The 21959-nt window shown below is 42.1% G+C and carries 20 protein-coding genes; 17 read left to right on the top strand and 3 right to left on the bottom strand.

Translation table 11 applies throughout. The features are described from left to right. Positions 1 to 34: 34 nt before the first annotated feature. On the bottom strand, positions 35 to 1699 hold the full coding sequence (leuA, locus tag OEV42_01945) for a 2-isopropylmalate synthase (protein ID MDH3973018.1): 1665 nt from the start codon (positions 1697 to 1699) through the stop codon (positions 35 to 37). Positions 1700 to 2112: 413 nt separating this feature from the next. Between leuA and OEV42_01940 the strand changes: the two genes are divergently transcribed. The 7 genes from OEV42_01940 (at position 2113) to OEV42_01910 (ending at position 9928) form a co-directional block, all read left to right on the top strand. Then, positions 2113 to 2580 (top strand): hypothetical protein, encoded by a 468-nt coding sequence (locus tag OEV42_01940; protein ID MDH3973017.1) that lies wholly within the window; start codon positions 2113 to 2115, stop codon positions 2578 to 2580. 178 nt (positions 2581 to 2758) lie between these two features. Next, positions 2759 to 4540, top strand: a complete 1782-nt coding sequence (locus OEV42_01935; protein ID MDH3973016.1) for an ATP-binding cassette domain-containing protein — start codon at positions 2759 to 2761, stop codon at positions 4538 to 4540. Between the two features lie 192 nt (positions 4541 to 4732). Continuing rightward, positions 4733 to 5092 carry a phosphotyrosine protein phosphatase gene (locus tag OEV42_01930; GenBank protein ID MDH3973015.1) on the top strand — a complete coding sequence of 120 codons (360 nt, stop codon included), beginning with the start codon at positions 4733 to 4735 and terminating at the stop codon, positions 5090 to 5092. A 165-nt stretch (positions 5093 to 5257) separates the two neighbouring features. Then, entirely contained in the window at positions 5258 to 6649 is a 1392-nt protein-coding gene (locus OEV42_01925) for a DUF2779 domain-containing protein (GenBank protein ID MDH3973014.1), read from the top strand. A 142-nt stretch (positions 6650 to 6791) separates the two neighbouring features. Beyond that, positions 6792 to 8780 (top strand): CBS domain-containing protein, encoded by a 1989-nt coding sequence (locus OEV42_01920; GenBank protein MDH3973013.1) that lies wholly within the window; start codon positions 6792 to 6794, stop codon positions 8778 to 8780. Beyond that, positions 8780 to 9412 carry a response regulator transcription factor gene (locus OEV42_01915; protein MDH3973012.1) on the top strand — a complete coding sequence of 211 codons (633 nt, stop codon included), beginning with the start codon at positions 8780 to 8782 and terminating at the stop codon, positions 9410 to 9412. The genes OEV42_01920 and OEV42_01915 overlap by 1 nt, the downstream gene beginning before the upstream one ends. A gap of 129 nt (positions 9413 to 9541) precedes the next feature. Further along, a complete protein-coding gene (locus OEV42_01910) occupies positions 9542 to 9928 on the top strand; it encodes a response regulator (GenBank protein MDH3973011.1) in 387 nt (128 codons plus the stop codon). 50 nt (positions 9929 to 9978) lie between these two features. On the opposite strand, the gene OEV42_01905 is transcribed toward OEV42_01910, so the two are convergent. Then, the gene (locus OEV42_01905; GenBank protein ID MDH3973010.1) at positions 9979 to 10242 is read right to left on the bottom strand and encodes a hypothetical protein; all 264 of its coding nucleotides are present in this window, start codon (positions 10240 to 10242) and stop codon (positions 9979 to 9981) included. A gap of 159 nt (positions 10243 to 10401) precedes the next feature. Here OEV42_01905 and OEV42_01900 point away from each other — a divergent pair, with 159 nt between their 5' ends. The 3 genes from OEV42_01900 (at position 10402) to OEV42_01890 (ending at position 14831) form a co-directional block, all read left to right on the top strand. Then, positions 10402 to 12255 (top strand): ATP-binding cassette domain-containing protein, encoded by a 1854-nt coding sequence (locus OEV42_01900; GenBank protein ID MDH3973009.1) that lies wholly within the window; start codon positions 10402 to 10404, stop codon positions 12253 to 12255. Positions 12256 to 12363: 108 nt separating this feature from the next. Continuing rightward, positions 12364 to 13734 carry an MATE family efflux transporter gene (locus tag OEV42_01895; GenBank protein MDH3973008.1) on the top strand — a complete coding sequence of 457 codons (1371 nt, stop codon included), beginning with the start codon at positions 12364 to 12366 and terminating at the stop codon, positions 13732 to 13734. A 137-nt stretch (positions 13735 to 13871) separates the two neighbouring features. Then, entirely contained in the window at positions 13872 to 14831 is a 960-nt protein-coding gene (locus tag OEV42_01890; protein ID MDH3973007.1) for an aldolase catalytic domain-containing protein, read from the top strand. Between the two features lie 174 nt (positions 14832 to 15005). On the opposite strand, the gene OEV42_01885 is transcribed toward OEV42_01890, so the two are convergent. Beyond that, positions 15006 to 16481: an HD domain-containing protein gene (locus OEV42_01885; GenBank protein ID MDH3973006.1), complete on the bottom strand. Its 1476-nt coding sequence runs from the start codon at positions 16479 to 16481 to the stop codon at positions 15006 to 15008. Between the two features lie 188 nt (positions 16482 to 16669). On the opposite strand from OEV42_01885, the gene OEV42_01880 reads away from it, so the two are divergent. The 7 genes from OEV42_01880 to OEV42_01850 form a co-directional block, all read left to right on the top strand. Then, a complete protein-coding gene (locus tag OEV42_01880; protein MDH3973005.1) occupies positions 16670 to 17311 on the top strand; it encodes a DUF3047 domain-containing protein in 642 nt (213 codons plus the stop codon). A gap of 306 nt (positions 17312 to 17617) precedes the next feature. Then, positions 17618 to 18016: a secondary thiamine-phosphate synthase enzyme YjbQ gene (locus OEV42_01875; protein MDH3973004.1), complete on the top strand. Its 399-nt coding sequence runs from the start codon at positions 17618 to 17620 to the stop codon at positions 18014 to 18016. Positions 18017 to 18192: 176 nt separating this feature from the next. Beyond that, positions 18193 to 18492, top strand: a complete 300-nt coding sequence (locus OEV42_01870) for a YggT family protein (GenBank protein MDH3973003.1) — start codon at positions 18193 to 18195, stop codon at positions 18490 to 18492. Between the two features lie 179 nt (positions 18493 to 18671). Then, positions 18672 to 19514: a M28 family peptidase gene (locus OEV42_01865; protein ID MDH3973002.1), complete on the top strand. Its 843-nt coding sequence runs from the start codon at positions 18672 to 18674 to the stop codon at positions 19512 to 19514. Positions 19515 to 19625: 111 nt separating this feature from the next. After that, complete coding sequence (locus OEV42_01860) at positions 19626 to 20099, top strand: hypothetical protein (protein MDH3973001.1); 474 nt, start codon at positions 19626 to 19628, stop codon at positions 20097 to 20099. 373 nt (positions 20100 to 20472) lie between these two features. Continuing rightward, positions 20473 to 21516 carry a substrate-binding domain-containing protein gene (locus OEV42_01855; protein ID MDH3973000.1) on the top strand — a complete coding sequence of 348 codons (1044 nt, stop codon included), beginning with the start codon at positions 20473 to 20475 and terminating at the stop codon, positions 21514 to 21516. Positions 21517 to 21667: 151 nt separating this feature from the next. After that, positions 21668 to 21959 (top strand): hypothetical protein (locus OEV42_01850; protein MDH3972999.1); only part of this gene is annotated, 292 nt, incomplete at its 3' end.

Genomic DNA, 21959 nt, shown 5'->3' with positions numbered 1-21959 from the left:
TCCTCCCCTTTGTTAGAGGGGAGGAGCAGTTGTCTTACATGCGCATACGACAAACAGCACAAACGAGCGCCTTTACAGTCGCCATTTCAATATTCTCATCAATTGCCGCCCCGAAAAAGGTTTGGCCTCTTTTATCAGTAATTCCCATATAGGCTATAGCTTTTGCTTCCGAGCCTGGCGACAATTCATGTTCCTCGTAGATCGTTATGGTAAAAGAGAGAGCAAATTCCTCCTTCATCCCTTTTGCAAAAGCATCAATGGGGCCTTTCCCTTCCGATTTGATGGAGAAATGGACACCTTCATGGCTTATTACCGCCTCAATATGAGAAACCTCACCGGTGGCATTATGGCTCTCAAATGATTTGAGACAGTAGGGGCCACTATCCGGCATGTAGGTGTCATGAAAAGCGTTACCTATCTCCTTAGCCGCTAATTCCGATCCCTTAATTTCAGTTTCCTTTTGTACGATCTTACCGAAATGTGGCTGCATATCTCTCGGAAGGCGATAGCCGAACTCACTTTCCATGATGTAGGCGACTCCGCCTTTTCCCGACTGGCTGTTGATCCTGATGACGGCTTCGTAGTTTCTTCCCACATCTTTCGGGTCAATAGGGAGGTAGGGTACATCCCATCGTTCACTTTCAGATGCCTCATTGGCTTTGAGCCCCTTGTTGATTGCATCCTGATGTGAGCCGGAAAAAGCTGTGTAGACGAGTTCTCCTGCATAAGGGTGGCGGGGATGAATATCCATAGCCGTGCACTCTCTATAGATTTTCCTTACATGGTCAATGTCTGAAAAATCGAGTCCCGTTTCTATCCCCTGGGTATAGAGATTAAGGGCCATAGTGACTATATCCATATTTCCCGAGCGCTCACCGTTGCCGAAAAGAGCGCCTTCCACGCGGTCGGCACCTGCCATGATCGCCATTTCTGCCGCCGCTACGGCTGTTCCCCTGTCATTATGGGTATGGACGCTTAAAATGACAGATTCCCGGTATTTAATATGACGGTGAAACCATTCGATCCTGTCGGCATAGATGTTGGGTGTAAACATCTCTACCGTTGCAGGGAGATTGATAATCATCCTGTCGAGACGGGTCGGTTTCCACACATCCATAACGGCATGACAGATATGAAGGGCAAAGCTGTCCTCTGTTCCCGTATAACTTTCGGGAGAGTACTCAAATCTGATTCCGCTGTTGCCGGACTCATCTCTCAATTGCTTCATAGTAGCGGCACCCTTGACGGCAATGGCAGTTATCTCATTCTGACTCTTTTTAAAGACCGCTTCCCGCTGTACTCTCGATGTAGAGTTGTAAAGATGAACGATGGCCTTATTAACTCCCTTGATGGCCTCAAAGGTTCTCTTAATATGCTCTTCACGGGCAGTAGTGAGCACCTGTAAGGTTACATCACAGGGAATATGATCTTTCTCGATCAGTTTCCGCAGGAAATTAAATTCCACCTCCGAAGCCGCAGGAAAACCAACCTCTATCTCCTTAAAACCGATTCTTACAAGGAGGTCGAACATGGCCATCTTCTGGTCAATTCCCATAGGTGAGGCAAGGGCCTGGTTGCCGTCTCTAAGATCGACGCTACACCAAAGGGGCGCCTTTGTAATGACCTTGTCAGGCCAGCTTCTGTCTGAAAGGGCCATAGCAGGGTAGGGTTGGTACTTGTTTTTTCTTTGTTCCTTCATATCTATCCTCCTCTTGTTTGATCTCTTCAAGGACGGAGTTAATAATACCCTCCGGGTATAAGTGCCTTCACGAAATAATTTCTACAGAAAAAAATTATTTCTAAGGCACTAAAAAAGCCACCGACCTCGAAGAGGTGGTGGCTTTTAGAATGCCTGTTTAATTTTTCAGTTATTCACTAACCCTTAAATGCACCTCTTCCTGTAACCTTGCCTCAAAAGAGACAGGTTTGGTAGTAGAAGGTTGCTTAGGATTGTTGAATTAACGTTCATAATGGATACTATTATAGTCTTTTTTATGGGATTCATGTCAAGCAGAAGTTTTGGCCACAGAATTTACAGAAAAGAGTGAGAGAAAAAACACCAGGGGGCATTTCGAAGGAAGAGAGAAATCTTTCTTTCAATTCATTGAATAGATGATTAAGATTTCTCTCTTTGGTCGAAATGACATTTGCTTGCAAGGGACACTCTTTTGCGATATAAGGTTAATCATGAAGAACCTCGTCGTTGCTCATTTTGTAGATGGCAGAAGGGTTAAGGGTGAAACCAGCAGCTTTTCGCCGGAAAAGGAGTCCTTTTTTATCGATAATGATGAAATAGGTTTCTTCCATAAAGAGGTCCATATATCAGAACTCAAGGCTGTTTACTTTGTTAAAAGTTTGAAAGGAAACCCTCGTTACAGGAAGGTAGTCGATACGGGAAAAAAAGGTTTCGGCAAAAAGGTAAGGATTCATTTTCATGATGGTGAAACATTGGTAGGTTATACGGCAACCTTTTCTCTCAATAAAACCGGCTTTTTTGTAACCCCCACCGATCCCAAAAGCAATAATGAGAGGATCTTTATCGTAAGTAAGGCAAGCGACAGGATTGAGACCATTGACTAGTGAATCCTCTTTATATTCTTTTCTGTATTCCCCGCCTTCATTGAGTGGAATCATTACTTAATAATTCAAGAAAATGCTATAATGCCGGCTAGGAGTCTGTCTGACTTAGGAATTTGTAGCGAGAAAAAGCCCTAAGTCCGACAGGCTCCTGTATATTAAATGACGGAGAATAATCTTTATGGCTCTTCTGAGTATGAATGATGTCAAACTAAGTTTCGGAGGACCGCCTCTTTTTGATGGCGTTAACCTGCAGATAGAAGAAAATGAAAGGGTCTGTCTGCTCGGTAGAAATGGTGCAGGCAAATCGACACTGATGAAAGTGATCAGAGGGGATATTGCCGTTGACAGTGGAAAGATTGCCCGGCAGCAGTCGCTCCGTGTTGCCTATTTGACACAAGAGGTGCCTAACCGTCTTGATGATACCGTGTCTGACGTAGTGGAAGAAGCTCTTAGTGATGGTGCGGGCTGGGAAGGACAGCAGCAGGTAGAAAGGCTTCTCTCGCAGATGAAACTTAACGGCGCATCTCTTTTTAAAAATCTTTCAGCAGGCATGAAGCGAAGGGTACTTCTTGCAAGAGGAATTGCCACAGATCCTCATATACTCCTTCTTGATGAGCCGACTAACCATCTTGATATTGACTCTATTGCCTGGCTGGAAGATTTCCTTCTTAGATACAAAGGGAGCATTTTCTTTGTTACCCATGACCGCACTTTCCTGCAAAAGCTTGCTACACGCATAGTCGAACTTGATAGAGGCTGCCTTGGCAGCTGGAATTGCGACTACAATACTTATCTCGAAAGAAAGGAGTCGCTTTTAGAGGAGGAAGCGGCCCAAAGAGCAAAGTTTGATAAAAAACTTTCTGACGAGGAAGTATGGATCAGGAAGGGGATCAAGGCAAGGCGGACCCGTAATGAGGGGAGGGTGAGGGCGCTTGTAAAAATGCGCAGGGAGCTTCAGGATAGGCGACAGCACATGGGTGAGGTAAAGATGAGTCTGCAGCAAGGTAAACTGTCGGGAAAGCTTGTCATAGAGGCCGAAAACCTTAGCTGCGGTTATGACGGTAATGTTGTTGTAAAAGATTTCTCCACCATCATCATGCGCGGTGATAAGGTGGGCATAATCGGTCCCAATGGCGCCGGTAAAACGACACTTCTCAAGACGCTTCTTCATAAAATGGAGCCTCTTTCCGGTACTCTAAAGCTGGGAACAAAGCTGGAGGTAGCCTACTTCGACCAGTTAAGATCTCAACTCGAAGAAGAAAAAAGTGTCCAGGATAATGTGGGTGAAGGGAATGACCATGTCATTCTTAACGGTAAATCAAGACATATTATCGGATATTTGCAGGATTTTCTTTTTACGCCCGACAGGGCGAGGAGCCCCGTAAAAATTCTTTCCGGCGGTGAGAGAAATCGCCTCTTGCTGGCAAAACTTTTTACCAAGCCGTCAAACGTTATCGTCATGGATGAGCCCACAAATGATCTTGATATGGAAACCCTTGATCTTCTTGAAGAGGTCCTTTCAGAATATAAGGGCACGCTCCTTCTCGTTAGTCACGACCGCTCTTTTATAAATAACATTGTAACGAGCACTATTGTTTTTGAAGGGGTGGGAAGAGTCGAAGAGTATGTCGGTGGTTATGATGACTGGCTAAGGCAGCGTAAGGTTGAAATAAAGGAAAATCAAAAAAAAACCGGAGCAAAGCAAAAGCAGGAACGCCCCCGTAAGTTGAGTTTCAGGGAAAATAAGGAGCTGCAAGAGCTTCCTGAGAAAATAGAGAAGCTGGAAGAAAAAAAAGAGGAACTTTACCAGTTTATGACTGACCCTGAAATATACCGTAATAGTGACAGGATTTCTGAGATAAAAGCAGACATTGAAAATATAGAAAAAAGCCTGGAAGAGGATTATAAACGTTGGGAAGAACTGGAAGAACTGAGAGTTTCAATCGAGGGAGGGGCTTGAGGTACGCTCTAATAGCCAGTCGGACTTAGGGGGTAGCGAAGAAAAGTCACCTTCTGCCTTATAATTTTTTATCAATAAAATCATTATGAAATTGCCGCTTTTTTGGTATAAATGTTTGCAATTGTTCTTTTTCTATGATTAATTTAACTATATTCTTACCATAATCTATAGCGATTCAATAGTCCCTAATGTATGAAAAAGCTACTCTTTGTTTGCAGTGAAAACAGACTCCGCAGTCCCACTGCAGAGGCTGTGTTTTCCAGATTTGAAGGTGTTCAGGCTATCGGTGCCGGTACCAATGCTGATGCCTCTACACCGGTAAGTGGTGATCTGATTGAATGGGCGGACCTGATCTTTGTCATGGAAGAGAGACATAGAAGTAAAATAAGCAGGCGATATAGTAAACTGCTTAAGAACAAAAGAATGATCGTTCTCGATGTTCCTGACAGATATGGATATATGCAGCCTGAGCTTGTTGAAATTTTGAAAGCAAGAGTTCTCAATATTATTCAGATTTCAAGTATGAGAAGAAATTTACAGAGCGCCATGTAGAGTAGAGCCCTGATCAGAACCAGAGCCAGAACCGGGTATATCCGGGATTTTCCTGCAACCCTTCCAAAACACCATTGATTCATGACCCCTTTCCTCTCTAAATCACAATTTATCCGTGGTCTCCAGTGCCATAAATCACTCTGGTTATATAAAAACAGACCCCACTTGAGGGTAGAACCTTCTGCCGGTCTGCAAGCTCTTTTTGATGAAGGAAAGGCGGTGGGCAAGCTGGCCAGGGAACTCTTTCCCGGCGGGGAAGAAATCCTTTATGAAGAAGGGACACTTAAGAAAAAGATTATTCATACAAAAGACCTTATTCATAAGGGAGTTGAAACTATCTATGAGGCAAGTTTCAGCCATGATAATGTGATGGCTATTGTCGATATCCTTCATAAAGGTGATGATGGTTGGGAGCTTTATGAAGTAAAGAGTTCAACAGGAGTCAAAGATCTTCATATTTATGATATAGCCATCCAGTGCCGTGTCTTAAAGGGTTGTGGTATCAATCTTTCAAAGGCCTGCCTTGTCCATATTAATAGTGATTATGTGAGGCAGGGTGATATTGATGTTCACCAACTCTTCAGGATTGCAGACCTGACAGAGAATATTGCCTCAGCCATGGAGGTTGTTGAAAGTGAGCTGGCCCGCCAGAGAGAGATGCTTGCCTCAGGATTGACGACCTTAATCGATATCGGCCCCCATTGCAATGAACCTTATGAATGTGAATTTATCCCTCACTGCTGGGCTCACATTCCTGAAAACTCCATCTTTCAATTAAGGGGCAGGGGAATTGATAAGTTTGCTTATTACAGGCTCGGTGTTATCCGCTTTGAAGATATCGATTTAAAGGGCCTTAACAAAGATCAGCGCATGCAGGTAGAGGCGGAGCTTTACGACCGGGAATACATAGACAGGGACAGCATAAAAGCCTTTCTCCATAAGCTTTATTACCCTTTAGCCTTTCTCGACTTTGAAACCCTTTACAATGAGGCCATCCCCCCTTTTGATAATACAAGTCCCTATTGCAGGATTCCCTTTCAATTTTCAATCTATGCTCTTAATTCCCCTCATGATGACCTTGATCACAATGAATTCCTTGCAGAGTCAGGGCATGACGGCAGGGAGGAACTGGCACGAATGCTGGTAGAGCTTATTCCTGAAAATGCCTGTGTCATTACCTATAATATGCAATTTGAAAAAGGAATAATTAAAGATCTTGCCGCCCTTTTTCCTCAATATAGTGAAAAATTGATGGCCATCTATGATAACGTTGCAGACCTGATGGAGCCTTTTAAAAACAGGTTCTATTATTCAAAGGCACTTAAAGGGAGCTACTCTCTCAAATACGTTCTTCCGGCGCTCGTGCCGGACCTCGGTTATTCAGGCATGGCTGTTGCCAATGGTGAAGATGCCGTTATTGCCTATAAGGGACTTGCCGGGAAAGAAGATAAAGAAGAAAGAGCATTGATTATTAAAGATCTGCTTGAATATTGCAAGCTCGATACGCTGGCCATGGTAAAGATTCTGGAAAAATTAAGATCCCTTACGAAGACTTAGTAATAAATCTCTCTTGTGGCATAAGATCAATTGTTATAAAATTAATTTTTCCTGCTGTGAGTTCCTGAGTCCTTCAGGCTCCTTGATTTAAATTAATTCAAGGTCTAGACTGATCACATATTTTTACTTTCTGCGGAGATAGATGTTAAAAAAATCAATTAAAGACATTATGTCCTCAAATGTCGTTACCATTATGGCTGATAAGCCTCTCGGTCATGCTCTGACTATGATGGTTGAAAAAAGAATCAGCTTCCTTGTTATTCTATCGGCTGAAAAAAGTCTTGCCGGAGTTATTACCGAAAGAGACATTGTCAATCTCATGTGCGGGAGTGGACTCAAGGGAAAGCTTGTGGAGAATGTCATGACTTCTCCTGTTATTACCGTAAATATCAAAGAAGATGCTTTTTCAGCAGTGAATAAGTTTGTTTCCAGAGGGATTCGACACCTTGTTGTAGTTAATGATGCCGGTAAAGTTAAGGGTGTTATTACACTGACAAATCTTATGCAGCTCCTGGGATTTGAATATTTTGTCGACTTAAAGGAAGTCTCTGAAATCATGACAAGAAATGCCGTATCTATAGACAGGAAGGCATTGTTGAAGGATGCAATACAATTGATGGCAAGGTCAGGGGTAAGCTGCATTATAGCTACAAAAGAGGGCGAACCCGTCGGTATCTTGACTGAGCGTGATTTCGTAAAAATAGGGAACAGGGAAAACACGCTGGAGACTGCAACGGTAGAGAATGTCATGTCTTCTCCCCTTGTGACTACTCCCGAAAATTCTAATGTACTCGATACCTTGAGCATAATGCTTAAGAAAAACATTCGCCATATGCCTGTTGTCTCGGAGAAGGGCAAAATTTCGGGATTTGTTACACAGTTTGATGTGACTAAAGGAATAGAACTTAAATATACGGCTTATCTGAAAGAGATAATTGATGATCAGAAAAAGGCCTTGAAGCATGCAAATGAGCAGCTTGAAGAACGGGTAAAAGAGAGTACAAAAGATCTGGTTCAGATTAACAGGCAACTGCAACAGGAAATAGAGAATCGCAAAGCAATTGAAGCTGCTTTGAGGGAGAGTGAGGAACGATATTCGCTTGCCCAGAAACTGGCTAATGTGGGAAGCTGGGACTGGAATATAGAAACGGGGAGCTTGGAATGGTCCGAACAAATTGAGCCTCTTTTCGGTTTTAAAAAGGGAGAATTTAAAAGAACTTTTGAAGCATTTCTCGACTGCCTTCACCCTGATGACCGGCAATTTGTCACGGACTCCGTCAATGCTTCAGTAAATGAGGGGAAGAATTATCTCGTAGAACACAGGATCATCTGGCCTGATGGCTCCGTAAAATGGATGCTCGAATCGGGTGATGTTATGAGGGATAAAAAAAAGAGACCCATCAGGATGCTTGGTATTGTGGAAGATATTACCGATAGAAAGGTGGCCGAAGAAAAACTGGAGGAATCGAGGCAGCAACTGCATAATCTCGCTTTACACCTCCAGAATGTTCGGGAAGAAGAGAGACAGGGTGTGGCCCGTGATATTCATGATGAATTAGGACAAATCCTGTCTGTGATTAATCTCGATCTTTTCTGGGTTAAAAAAAGATTGGGAGATGATCAGGGGAGCTTAATAAAAAAGATTGAAGGGGTTTCCTGTCTTGTTGATAATGCAATCGACTCGGTGCAAAAAATTTCCTCACAGTTAAGAACCACTGTTCTCGATGATTTGGGGCTTATATCCGCCGTTGAATGGCTTGTTCAAAGCTTTGAAGAAAGGTCGGAAATCAAATATAATGTTATACTTGAGCCAAAAGAGATTGATCTTTGTGATAAACTCTCTCTTGCTCTCTTTCGTATTGTACAGGAAGCGATGACCAATATTGTTCGACATGCAGAGGCTTCACAGGTGGATCTTAATTTGTCCGTTGGTGATGACAAGATAGAACTGATTGTCAGAGATGACGGGACAGGGATTGAAAAAAGGCATATTCATGATCCTATGTCCATTGGTCTCATAGGCATGAGGGAGAGAATTTCGCCATGGAAGGGGGAGTTGATTATTTCAGGAGAAAAAGGCAAAGGAACTGAGGTTTTTGTTTCTATTCCATATAAAGGCAGGGTGAACTAATGATAAAGATGCTTATAGCTGATGATCATCCCATATTCAGAAGAGGTCTTAAAGAGCTGCTCTATGATTCCTTCGACGATGTTACAGTCGATGAAGCTTCTAATTCAAGTCAGGCACTTAGTTGCATAAATAGCAGTGACTACCAGATAGTCCTTCTCGATATTGCCATGCCGGGCAGGAGCGGTCTCGATATTATTAAAGATATAAAAAAGGCCAGTCCCAAAGTACCTGTTCTTATGCTTAGCGCTTATCCTGAAGATCAATATGCCATCAGGGCGTTAAAGTCGGGCGCTTCTGCATATCTGACAAAAAAGAGTATTGCCGATGAACTTATTGAGGCCATAAAAAAGGTCCTCCATGGTGGGAAGTACCTCACTTCATCGCTGGCGGAAAGGCTTGCCTTTGCCATAGAAGAAAACAATGAAATAATTCCTCATGAAAAGCTTTCTAACCGGGAATACCAGATTATGTGTATGATTGCCTCGGGAAAGACGGTAAAAGCAATTGCAGATGAACTCAGACTGAGCGAAAATACGGTTAGCACTTACAGGATAAGGACGCTCGAAAAAATGAATTTGAAGAACAATGCCGAGCTTACCTATTATGCTGTGAAACATGGTTTGATTGAATAGAGATTCCTTTTTTTGTAGATGAAAAACCTTTTTGTAGTGCAAATGACGACATAAAAAAGGTTATCCCCTCTATATTTCCTGCCTCAATTCTTTGATATTATAATGAGAAAAAACACCGTAGGTTAGTCAATGGATTACCATATTCTGGTTGTTGATGACGATGAAACAACCCGTTCTTTATATCTTCATTTATTCAATGCTGATGGATACAGGGTAAGTAGCGCTTCAGGCGGGAAAGGTGCCCTGTCTGTAATTAGTGAGGCCGATGATATTGATCTCATTATATCGGACATTGAAATGCCTCATTTTTCAGGAATAGATTTTGTCAGATCACTGAAAGAAAAAAAGAGCAATATTCCCGTACTGCTTATTTCCGGCAACAGGGATGAAGAAACCTTATTTGAACTTGATAACCTGGGCTATAAGGACTATTTACATAAACCTGTCAGGGTTGCAATGCTTAGAGAAAGTGTGAAAAGTTTACTTGAAAAAGACGCTAAAAAGAATATAACGTGAACAATGAGTTCTATTAATTAGCCTTCTTTTCCTTACTGCCCTTTCCGGGATTAATTCAGATATGGTCTGATAAAGTCCAATATCTGATCACCGTAGAACCTGTATAAGATTCCCAAAGCAGCAATAAAAAGCAGAAAAAAGATGAATTTGACAATGGTATTTATGAAAGAAGACTCTTGAGATTTTTTGTATCTCTCAATAGATAACTGTTGCTCATCGGCCGTTTTAAGTATTTTGCCGCATGCCATGCATCGCATGGCCCCTTTCATGATTTTCTTGCCGCAATAGGGGCAGGCCTCAAAATTATTGTTCATATATGAAATACCTCCTTTTTTAAATTATCTATCTTAAGTGACTGAGAAAGATAAGGAAGACCTCCGTACAAAATAATGAGTACGTACTAAATTGCACCTTTCTATGTTATCATACCCTATTCATTTAAAATATCTACATAAATAAGGACATAGGCAATAATGATTTCAGTTCAGAATTTAAGTAAACAATATGGAGAACAGGTTCTCTTTAAGGATGCCTCTTTCAGCATAGGAGACCGTGAAAGAGCAGGCCTTGTCGGTAGAAATGGCCACGGCAAATCGACACTCTTTAAAATCCTGACAGGGCAGGAGCCTTATGATGAAGGGAATATTATTACACCCCAGAACTACCGCATCGGTTACCTGAACCAGCATATTAACTTTACCAGAGACACGGTCATAGAAGAGGCTTGCCTTGGACTCCGGGAGGAACAGATAAATGATGAATGGCGTGTAGAGAAGGTCCTGTCAGGTCTCGGTTTTTCGGAAGATGATTTTTTACGCCATCCCCATGAGTTTTCAGGGGGCTACCAAATCAGGATTAATCTTGCCAAGGTGCTCGTTTCAGAGCCTAATCTCCTTCTCCTTGATGAACCGACGAACTTTCTGGACATTCTCTCTATTCGCTGGCTTACAGGCTTTTTAAAATTATGGCCCAATGAACTGCTTATTATCTGCCATGACAGGGGTTTTATGGATGCCGTAACGACGCATACCATGGGAATTCATCGTGGTGGAATAAGAAAATTGAAAGGAACCACTTCTGCCTATTACGGGAAAATTGCTCAGGAAGAGGAGCTTCAGGAAAAGCAACGTCTTGGTGAAGAAAAGAAGCGGCAAGAGGCTGAGCAGTTTATTAACCGTTTCAGGGCAAAGGCGACAAAAGCCAAACAGGTCCAGTCACGCATCAAGGCGCTCGAAAAGATGGGGGAGACGGAGAAACTTGGTAATATAGCAAACCTGGCATTCTCCTTCAGCCATGCGCCTTTCCAGGCAAAAAGGATGATGGAAGTAAAGGGCCTGACATTTAACTACGGACCGGGACAGCCGGACCTTATCAGCAATCTGGATTTTTCTATCTGCCCCCATGACAAGATCTGTATCATCGGTAAAAACGGAAAGGGAAAGACAACGCTGCTAAAACTCCTTGCCGGCCAGTTAAGGCCAATTTCCGGCGAAATAAAGGTGCATGAAAAGGTTGAAAAAGCTTATTTTGAACAAAGCCATACGGCATCGCTTCATGATCATATGACAGTTGAAGAAGAGATCATGTCTAATCACCCTGATAAGGACAGGGGGGCTTCCAGGAAAATATGCGGCGCTATGATGTTCTCAGGTGATTTTGCACTTAAGAAGATCAGCGTTCTTTCAGGAGGAGAAAAGTGCCGTGTTCTTCTGGGAAATCTTCTTGTGAGACCGACAAATCTTTTGCTCCTCGATGAACCGAGCAACCACCTCGATATGGAATCTACCGATGCACTCATGGATGCAAGCGATGCTTTCAAAGGGGCCGTTGTTATGATTACCCATAATGAGGCCATTCTTCACAGGATTGCCACAAAGCTTATCGTATTTCATAATGATGAAGTCTTTTTTTTCGACGGCAGCTATGCCGACTTCCTCAGCCAGGTCGGGTGGGGCGATGATGAAGCGCCCGGTGTTAAGGCCGCCGGAGGGAAAGGCGAAGATGATAAGGCCAAAGTAAGTAAAAAGGAGCTTAGAAAGGCAAGGGCGGAACTTACGGCAAAACGTTCCACCATTTTAACCCCCCTCAGGAAAGAGATGGATACCCTTGAAATGAAGATCATGGAGCTGGAAGAAAGGCTTGAAGAGGAAAATGAAGCACTTGTCAAGGCATCCCAGGAATCTGATAGTGATCTTATTGTCGAGTTATCAAAGTCAACGGGAGAGCTGAGAGATAGTCTTGATATGGCCTATTCAGATCTTGACAGAGTGACCTATGATTATGAGCGATTTGAAGAGAAGTTTGAAGAGGAGGCTAAGAATATCTGAAGTAGCCCTGTTTCGGAATCCTTGCAACCGGAATATACCCTTTATCTCCAATTATTTGAATTCTTCTTTTTTATGTCCTGCTTTAAAAGAATTAGTTTTATTTAAATTATGAGAAGTGAAAAAAGAAAAGCCCACCTTGTTGACGGTCCTGTTCATAAGCTGCTCATCAATATGACCATTCCCATGATTTTCGGGATGCTCTCCATTATCGCTTTTAATCTTATCGATACTTACTTTGTCAGCAAGCTTGGAACGAAGGAACTTGCGGCAATGAGCTTTACTTTTCCCATTGTCATGATCGTAGCAAGTATTTCCCTGGGGCTCGGTATAGGCGCCTCGGCGACAATCTCCCGTGCCATCGGTGAAGGCAATCGTAATAAAGTGGTCAGACTAACAACAGACAGCCTGATTCTTTCTTTCTTGATTGTAGTTGTATTTGTTGCTTTGGGTCTTGCTCTTATGGAACCGACGTTCAGGTTGCTGGGTGCCCCCTCTCACATATATCCCCTCATAAAAGAATATATGGTTATATGGTATGCCAGTGTTCTTTTCCTGGTCATTCCAATGGTAGGAAATAATGCCATTCGGGCAACGGGAGATACGAAAACGGCAAGTGTCATCATGCTTCTGGCTATGCTAATGAACCTCATCCTCGATCCCTTACTCATATTCGGCATAGGGCCTTTTCCCCGTCTTGAACTGGCTGGTGCAGCTATTGCAACGGTAATTTCGAGAATATTTTCATTTCTTTTGTCAATGTATGTTCTCTACAAACGTGAAAAGATGATTGAATTTTCATATCCGGGCATTCAGAAAATGGTGGATTCCTGGAAGCAGGTACTTTATATCAGTCTCTCTACTGCGGGAGCAAATTTAATAATTCCCATCTCTACAGGTATTATTATAAGAATCGTTGCCGACTATGGTCCTGAAGCTGTGGCGGCTTTTGGCGTGGCATCACGCATCGACATGATTGCTCTTATCATCGTTATGGCGCTCCATGCTGTTATCGGCCCTTTTGTTGGACAAAATATTGGGGCCCGAAAGTTCGACAGACTACGCCTGGGAATACGATACTCTCAGCAATTTGCTATAGGGTGGGGATTATTGATGGGGCTTATCCTTGCACTCTCAGGTCGCTTCATTGGCTCACTTTTCAGTGACAACGAACTTGTTATTTCCATCATTGCTGATTATCTCTGGATTGTCCCTGCCGGTTACAGTTTGCAGGGCGTTTTAAGATTGTCATGCCAGGCACTGAATGTTCTTAAAAAGCCGCTTCATTCTGCAGTGCTTAGTTCTGTGCAGGCCTTTGTTATTTATATACCACTGGCCTGGGCAGGTTCTGAACTTATTGGTCTGAAAGGGATATTCGGTGCTGCGGCAATTTCTTACATCTTGTCTGGAATTGCTGCATATAGTGTACTTAAAAAAATGATTTCTCTTGTTGAATCATCTATGCATACCGCCCCTGATTGATATTTTATGAGGGCCATTGCCTGTAAGGATAATTTAAAAAAGAGTATATATCCCTTAAAAGCCTTGTTTTTCGAGCTTTTTTAAGCTAATATGCTCAATTTTCTTAAACTTTAAAAAAGTAGCCCGGAGTTATTAAGATGTATAGAAAAGAGTTAAAAGTTCTCGACTGCACAATCCGCGATGGCGGTCTTATCAATAATTATCATTTTACTGATGATTTTGTGAAGGCTATTTATCAGGCCACCTGCAAGGCAGGCGTCGATATTATGGAAATAGGAAAGAAGCTCTGTGAGAGTGATGAATATACCCGTGAAAAATATGGTAAATGGAATTTTTGCGACGAAGATGACATCAAGGCTGTTGTTGATTCTTATGACGGTGAAACAAGACCTTTGCTGGCAGTAATGTATGATGTGGGAAGAGTAGACGTCTCCTCCATGCTTGCTGCTGATCAATCAGTTATAGATATGGTGCGTACGGCATGTTATGTTCCGGACATCGATAAGGGCCTTGACCTCGTTAAGCGAACCAAGGATCTCGGTTATATGACAGCTATCAATATTATGGCATGTTCAGCGGCAATCAAGACCGAGCTTATTGAAGGACTTCAGCAGATAAATGAAACACCGGAGGTAGATTACCTTTACCTTGTCGACAGTTACGGCGCTTTCTATTCTGAGCAGGTAACCAGTTATATCAAGTTGTATAAGGAACATGCGCCCAAGAAGGAGCTTGGTTTCCATGCTCATAATAACCAGCAGCTTGCTTTTTCAAATACACAGCAGGCCATCATTGATGGTGTAAACATGCTCGACGCCACTGTAAATGGAATGGGCCGGGGCGCCGGCAATTGCAACCTGGAACTTCTTCTTAATTTCCTTAAAAATCCCAAATTTACTTCAAGGCCTCTTTACAAGGTGATTCAGGAGCATGTAGTTGCACTAAGAAAAGAGATAGAATGGGGCTTTAATGATATTTACGGCATTAGCGGACACCTCAACAGGCATCCAAGAAATGCAATGAGGCAGCGAGCCAATTCAAAGATCAAAGATAACTGCTATGATTTTCTATTAGAAGCTACCTCTGAGATGGCTTAACAGTATTACAAATTAATAATAAAAGTTGATTAAAGGGAGACATTGCAATGAGAATGTCTCCCTTTTTATTTTTACTTGATAGTCATGGGACTATTAGTTTTTTTTCTGAATACATGTTGCTAGCCATGCAGGTATTTCATTTGTCTACCGGCCACTGTATTTATTACTCTCACGTTAAATTTCATAAATCAGTTCACCTGTCTTCTTATTCAATTTGTGGAGCAAGTGTCTGGGCTCCTCGAAATTTATGTTGTATTTTTTACCTATCTCCTTGAATTCATCAAGATTATTAAAGAGAATTGCCACCAGGACAGGGTCAAAATGACTTCCACTGGAATCCTCTATATGTTTTAAAATCTTTTCTGTTGTCCAGGGTTCCTTATAGGGACGCTTCATGGAAAGTGCATCAAAAACATCGGCAAGGGCTGCAATTCTACCATAAATATGGATATTTTCCCCCTTAAGTCCCTGGGGATAGCCTGAACCATCCCATTTTTCATGATGCTGGTGAGAGATGATTGCCGCTGCCTTAAGAATACTTCTTGTTGAATGGATAAGCATAGAATAGCCCATTAGAGTATGGCTCTTCATGATTTCCTGTTCTTCCAGAGTGAGAGGGCCTGTTTTCAACAAGATATAGTCGGATATGCCGATTTTACCGATATCATGAAGTGGCGCAGCAGAACCCACAATCTCAACTTCTTCATGAGATAAACCATATTTCTTAGCAAGAAGTTTGCAATATTCACTGACTCTTCTCGTGTGGTTTTTTGTTTCCTTTGATTTCTGTTCTTCAATGATACCCATTGTGAAAATTGTTTCTTTTAGTGTTTCCTCTATTTCATCGTTAAGTTGAGACAGCTCTTTATTTTTCTCTTCCAGAAGAATGTGACTTTTTACAATGTCATCGTTAAAGAGATTAATTTCTTTGGCGACATTTTCAAATTCAAGGCTTTCAAAAAGCTCTTCTTCAACGGGCTTATGCCTGTTATAGGCTTCTCTTGCCTTTTCTATTAAATGTTCCAGAGGATCCTTGACGTGTTGCTGAACCGTTTTGAAGGTATTGATGATGATCATGACAACAAACATGACAGAAAGGCCTAAAATAGCTCCTATAATCCACATGGCATCGTTTCTATATTCAGAAAGATCGAGACTGATATCCACGGCGCCAAGAACGGTACCTTCTTTCACTTTATGACAATCAAGGCAGCTTAATGCCCCTTCTTTTGAGGCTATGAAAGGGATGACAGATCGAATTGATGGGTAGAATACAAATTCTTCGACGACGAACTGAGCCTCTTTTGATGTTAAGGCGAGATTGATCAGTTCATCCCTGTCGCTTTCACCTTTAAAACCGGGCCCAAACTGGTTAATGACGTATTGCGAACGGACAACCTTCATACCTTCAATCTTTTTTAAAGATCTTATTTCACTGAGAAAGTAATCCCTTTTATCCATAATACCGGCTTTCATATGCGACGTAATGCCGGCTTTCACCAGTTCAGATATGGCTATTGCCTGGTTCTTAACAATCTTGTGAGAAAGCGTTCTGAAACTAAATCCGATAATAATCGTCATACTAAGAGCTGCAAGGAGTATAACGGTAAGAAGCATTTTCACGGTAATTGTTTTGACGCTTGGTTTCATAGAGTGTCCTTTATTGAGTTGAACAATATTACTATAGAATAGTGTAAATGTTCAATCTATATGTAAGTCTCAAGCAAAGTATATCAGAAATATGATGAAACAATTATTGAAGAAGAGCTCCATATTTATTATACTTTTGCTAGTACTCCTTCAATGTAATAAATTGAATGAGTACCAGGATAAAGACTATGAAAAACACTTTTTTCTTAACATTTGCTTTTTTTCTTTTTATTAATACTGCTTCAGGAGAATCTGTAAGCATTGGTAATTTTGACAGGGGTGACCTGTCCGGCTGGGAAGAGAAGGAATTTGCCGGCAAGACGGATTACAGGATCGTATATATTGAGGCGAGGAAGGTGCTGGAAGCAAAAAGTAATGATGCGGCATCGGGCATGTTCAAAGAGCTTGAAGTGGATCTTGAAAAAACACCTTATCTCAACTGGACCTGGCGTGTGGAAAATATCTTCGACGGACTTGATGAAAAAAGTAAAGCCGGTGATGATTACCCGGCAAGGGTTTATGTTGTTTTTTCAGGAGGTCTCTTTTTCTGGAAAACAAAGGCCCTCAATTATGTCTGGTCCAGTTCACAAACTCTTAACAGTAATTGGCCCAATGCATTTACGTCAAACGCCATGATGATCGCCGTTGAATCGGGCCCTGATAACCTGGGTAAGTGGTTGACTTACAAACGCAATATTCGTGAAGATTACAGAAAACTCTTTGGAGATGATGTAAAAAATGTTGATGCCGTCGCCATTATGACCGATACGGACAATGCTCATGGCAAGGCAAAAGCTTATTATGGGGAGATCTATTTTTCTTCGGAATAGTAGTACTCATTCAAGGTGATAAATTAGAGTTCAGACAGCCAGAAAGCGGTTAGCTGCTAGGCGCACGACCGCCGGACTAGTCATAGCTAATTCAAGAGAGTGCGCCCCGAAGGAAGTGCCCTTGGGGTGCAACAACGCAGATGACTACTTCCTGGCTGGCCCGAAGGGCGCTTCACAAATCGGCCAATGCCGCGTTACAGTCCTTGAAAAGGGGGCAGGCCATTCTCTTCGGACTGCGCCTTGCCTTGACCAATTTGTGAAGCTCTGAACCCCAATTTATCACCTTGAAGGAGTACTGGATAATTAATGTTAATAACTGTAAATATTAGTACTTCAAAGCGGGAAGAGTTTGTCGATATAACGGCACAGGTAAAACAGGCAGTTTCTGAAAGTGGTGTTTCAAGTGGAATCTGCACACTCTTTGTTTCTCATACAACGGCCGCCATCACCATTAACGAAGGTGCAGACCCCTCGGTTAAGCGTGATATGCTGGTTTACCTGAACAAGCTTGTACCATTAAGGGGCGATTACAGGCATATGGAGGGGAATTCCGATGCCCATATCAAAACCTCGCTTATGGGATGCTCCGAGTCTGTCATCATTGAAAAAGGAAAGCTTTTGCTGGGAACATGGCAGGCAATTTATTTTTGTGAATTTGATGGACCGCGAAGCAGGCAGTTTCAGATAAAGATTATAGGTGAGTAATCCTGAAATAAATTGACAGAGATTTTCACTGATTTATTATGATACTTTAATGATGATTAAGGTTTTTTATCAGTGTTAATCAAAACTTATTTGTGTTAATCTGTCTTCCGCTGATTTTTATATCAGCTGATTAAGATTGACAAGAGAGGGGCCTTTAGGCTATTTAGTTACACATTATGTTTGTTATTGGAAATTTTTTAGAGGCACTCGCAGCGATACTCAATATTGTTCTCACACTATATATGTATATAGTTCTTGCCAGAGTAATATTGTCATGGGTTAATCCCGACCCTTATAATCCTATTGTTCAGTTCTTACATAGGGCGACAGATCCCGTCCTTGATAGAGTAAGAAGACTTCTTCCGCTCCATGCGGGGGGAATAGATTTCTCACCGATTATTGTTTTTCTTGCTATTATCTTTCTGCAAACATTCCTTGTTCAGACGCTTCAGCGGATAGCTTTTTCTTTAAAGTAGATTAAACCGCCGAGGGCAGTCTTCCCCGGTCCTCCATAAACCAACAAAATATAGATTGCTTCGCTTCGCTCGCAAAGACAATAGAAAAGTACTTTTCAATTATATATGGTAGAAAACTTAAAGGGCCTCTTATATGAGGCCTTTTTTTGTTGTATAGTAATACAATGCAAAAGCAAATAATGGAAATTGTAAAGACCCTGGAAGGCGCAAGAGATGGTGTTTATGACCGTGATGCACTGGAGTGTGCTGCTCAATATATTGAAAATGAGTTCAAAAAGCTGGGTTTTCATATCGATTATGACGAGTTTGATTTTCAGGGGAAGGTTTATAGAAATCTTATCGCCACCTCTTCCGGGATCGATGCTGAGAGGGAATGGTATGCTGTTTGTGCACATTATGATACTGTGGCAGGCAGTCCGGGAGCCGATGACAATGCATCAGGCGTTGCCGTCATGCTGGAGACAGCAAGAGCACTGGGGCCGCAAAAGGGATTGCAATTCATCGCCTTTACATTGGAAGAACCGCAAATGACGGGTGCTACCTTTCTCTATGGCAGCAGGAACTTTGTAAAAGTCATGAAGGGGAGGGGGCATAGTTACAAAGGACTCTATAACCTTGAATCCGTTGGATATGTAAGCAGTGAACCGGGAAGTCAGCAGGTTCCACCTCTTTTAAATGCTCCACATATTGGTGACTTTATCGCCCTTGTTGGAAACAGCGGATCGGAAAAATTAATGTCTCTTTATGAGGACATTGCCCTTAATAAGGTTCCTGATCTGAAGGTCTTTACTCACAAGGTGATGATGAATGGTTATCTCCTTCTTCCTTCAAGATTCAGTGATCACGCCCCTTTCTGGGATGCCGGTTTTCCAGCAGTCATGATTACTGACACAGCCATGATGCGGAACCCCAATTATCATACAAGGTATGACACGTCAGATAGTATTTCACCTGAATTTATGGAGCAGGTTGCAAAAGCGCTTATTTTTACCCTTGAAGAGATGTTGTATCTAAAAGAATGAACCGCTGTAACAGCAGAGCAAATTGACATTTCAGCGTTTATCGATTATTTTATGAAAAACTCAAGCTTACCCTGATTATCTTTAAATTTAAATTCAAGATAAGGTCTGTTTATGAAAAAAGTTCTTTTTATTTTAATGCTTTTATTTCCCTTCCAATCTTTTGCTGCGGATCCGGTAAGCATTACTGAAGTCATGCCATATGATCAGTTTAAGAAATCAGGGCTTGAAAAACTGTCTCCTCAGGAGATTAAGGCCATTAGCTCATGGCTTGATGAATATGTGGAGAGTAAAGTTAAAGATTGCATCAAGGCAGAAGATACTGATGAAAAGAAAAAGGAAAGTGGAGGACTTTCAAGTATCTTCAGTGATGATAAGAATGAACTCTACAGAATTCAAGACGTTTCTCATGCAAGCTCTTTCGAGATAAACAATCATAACTTTGAAGCTACAGAAAAGTGCCCCGCTTTTAAAAGAGGTGATAAAGTGGTATTTCTCGAAGGAAGCGCCTATGGAATATGTACAAAAGCTGTTTTTGCCAGGCCCGACGGCAGCCAAAAATGCACTGTCTGGTGTGAAGATGACTGATATTGTTATTTTCTGCCCCCTCATACATTTCACAAGACTGTAATAATTCTCACCCTGATCCTCTACCCTCAAGGGCATAAATCCTTGAAAGGGAAGGATTTTTACTTCTCCTCCCTTCAAGGGGGAGATTGAGAGGGGAATGGGGTGTGTATCAGTGAGATCGTAACCTAACCTTAACCTTCCTGTAACAAAACTGTAATAATTCTCTGCCATAATGTGACAAATTCAAAATGCAGTTTATTTTGATGCCGCCCTTTAGCAAAGGGGGGTGAGGGGGGATTTTAGAAGTCAGAGAACCGAGAAATCCCCCTTAATCCCCCTTTTTCAAAGGGGGAGACAAAAAATGAACGCAAAATTTAATAGGAGAAAATTAATGAAAAAAACATTTAAATTAATTTCATTAGCTGCACTGCTTGTTGCTTATAGTGCAGGTTCAGCCCAGGCCGCTCGTGATTACATCAGCGTTGTCGGTTCATCGACGGTTTATCCTTTCGCTACTGTCGTAGCCGAGCAGTTTGGAAAAACGACAAAGTTCAAGACCCCTAAAATTGAGTCAACCGGTTCAGGTGGTGGATTTAAGCTCTTTTGTGCTGGTATAGGTGCATCTCACCCCGACATAATCAATTCTTCCCGTGCTATCAAGAAATCAGAAATAGAAATGTGCCGTAAAAAGGGCATTAAAGAGATTATTGAAGTTAAGATCGGTTATGATGGTATTGTCCTTGCCAATTCAAGGGCAGCCAAAACAATGAATATTAGCCGTAAAGACCTGTTTCTTGCGCTAGCCAAGGAAGTCCCCACAGGAAAAGCCGGTGAGCTTATCCCTAATCCCTACAAAACATGGAAGGACGTTAATCCTTCACTCCCTTCAAGCAAGATCAAGGTTCTCGGTCCACCGCCCACTTCCGGTACCCGTGATGCTTTCGTCGAACTTGCCATGGAAGGTGGATGCAAATCTTTCGATTGGATCAAGGGAATGAAGAAAAAGGATAAGAAGAAATATAAAGCCATTTGTCACGCCATCCGTGAAGACGGCGCTTTTGTCGATGCCGGAGAAAACGACGTTCTCATCATAAAGAAGCTTGAAGTCGATGCCGAAACCTTCGGTATCTTCGGTTTCTCTTTCCTTGACCAGAACAGTGACAAGATCCAGGGGAGCCTCATTGACGGCAAGGAACCGACCTTCGATAACATCGCCGAAGGGGAATATCCCGTATCGAGGCCTCTTTATTTCTACGCAAAAAAGGCCCACATTGGTACTATCCCCGGCATCGAAGGTTTCCTCAAAGAGTTTACCAGTGACAAGGCCTGGGGGGAAGACGGGTATCTTATCGATAAAGGACTTATTCCAATGCCTGAAGATGAGCAGGATGAGGTAAGAAAGAGGGTAACAAAGTTGATTCCTCTTGCCAAATAATCAAGGGAATAACTTTATATAGAATGCCATTGCAGGTGTTATGCCTGACAATGGCATTTTTTTATGTGAGTGATGTTTCTCATTAATCCCTTTAACAATGAGACCCGCTTTAGTATAATTACAATTATTTTATAGATAGCACTATAAATATATGACTAAAAAAACATCCATCGCCAAGATTGCAGCCCCTGTTCCTGGTGATATACTTGAAAGAGAACGATTATATTCTCTCCTGGATAAGAGGCCTCCTGTTTCCTGGATAAGCAGTCCCGGAGGTTCCGGTAAAACCACACTCACTGCAAGCTACCTTCGCTCACGAAATATCCCGCATATCTGGTACCGTCTCGATGGCGGCGACGGGGATATTGCCACATTCTTTCACTACCTGGGACTAGCTGCAAAAAAAGCGGCGCCACGTCGAAAAACACCGCTACCCCATTTGA

It is taken from the genome of Deltaproteobacteria bacterium (assembly GCA_029860075.1).
In the GTDB taxonomy this organism is placed as follows: Bacteria; Desulfobacterota; JADFVX01; order JADFVX01; family JADFVX01; genus JAOUBX01.
Note: the sequence above shows the minus strand (reverse complement) of the source record. Positions and strands in the feature narration are given on the sequence as shown.

Coding starts and splice junctions, on each gene's coding strand:
- leuA (MDH3973018.1), bottom strand. CDS start 1,699: ATGAAGGAACAAAGAAAAAACAAGTACCAACCCTACCCTGCTATGGCC.
- OEV42_01940 (MDH3973017.1), top strand. CDS start 2,113: ATGATTAAGATTTCTCTCTTTGGTCGAAATGACATTTGCTTGCAAGGG.
- OEV42_01935 (MDH3973016.1), top strand. CDS start 2,759: ATGGCTCTTCTGAGTATGAATGATGTCAAACTAAGTTTCGGAGGACCG.
- OEV42_01930 (MDH3973015.1), top strand. CDS start 4,733: ATGAAAAAGCTACTCTTTGTTTGCAGTGAAAACAGACTCCGCAGTCCC.
- OEV42_01920 (MDH3973013.1), top strand. CDS start 6,792: ATGTTAAAAAAATCAATTAAAGACATTATGTCCTCAAATGTCGTTACC.
- OEV42_01915 (MDH3973012.1), top strand. CDS start 8,780: ATGATAAAGATGCTTATAGCTGATGATCATCCCATATTCAGAAGAGGT.
- OEV42_01910 (MDH3973011.1), top strand. CDS start 9,542: ATGGATTACCATATTCTGGTTGTTGATGACGATGAAACAACCCGTTCT.
- OEV42_01905 (MDH3973010.1), bottom strand. CDS start 10,242: ATGAACAATAATTTTGAGGCCTGCCCCTATTGCGGCAAGAAAATCATG.
- OEV42_01900 (MDH3973009.1), top strand. CDS start 10,402: ATGATTTCAGTTCAGAATTTAAGTAAACAATATGGAGAACAGGTTCTC.
- OEV42_01895 (MDH3973008.1), top strand. CDS start 12,364: ATGAGAAGTGAAAAAAGAAAAGCCCACCTTGTTGACGGTCCTGTTCAT.
- OEV42_01890 (MDH3973007.1), top strand. CDS start 13,872: ATGTATAGAAAAGAGTTAAAAGTTCTCGACTGCACAATCCGCGATGGC.
- OEV42_01885 (MDH3973006.1), bottom strand. CDS start 16,481: ATGAAACCAAGCGTCAAAACAATTACCGTGAAAATGCTTCTTACCGTT.
- OEV42_01880 (MDH3973005.1), top strand. CDS start 16,670: ATGAAAAACACTTTTTTCTTAACATTTGCTTTTTTTCTTTTTATTAAT.
- OEV42_01875 (MDH3973004.1), top strand. CDS start 17,618: ATGTTAATAACTGTAAATATTAGTACTTCAAAGCGGGAAGAGTTTGTC.
- OEV42_01870 (MDH3973003.1), top strand. CDS start 18,193: ATGTTTGTTATTGGAAATTTTTTAGAGGCACTCGCAGCGATACTCAAT.
- OEV42_01865 (MDH3973002.1), top strand. CDS start 18,672: ATGGAAATTGTAAAGACCCTGGAAGGCGCAAGAGATGGTGTTTATGAC.
- OEV42_01860 (MDH3973001.1), top strand. CDS start 19,626: ATGAAAAAAGTTCTTTTTATTTTAATGCTTTTATTTCCCTTCCAATCT.
- OEV42_01855 (MDH3973000.1), top strand. CDS start 20,473: ATGAAAAAAACATTTAAATTAATTTCATTAGCTGCACTGCTTGTTGCT.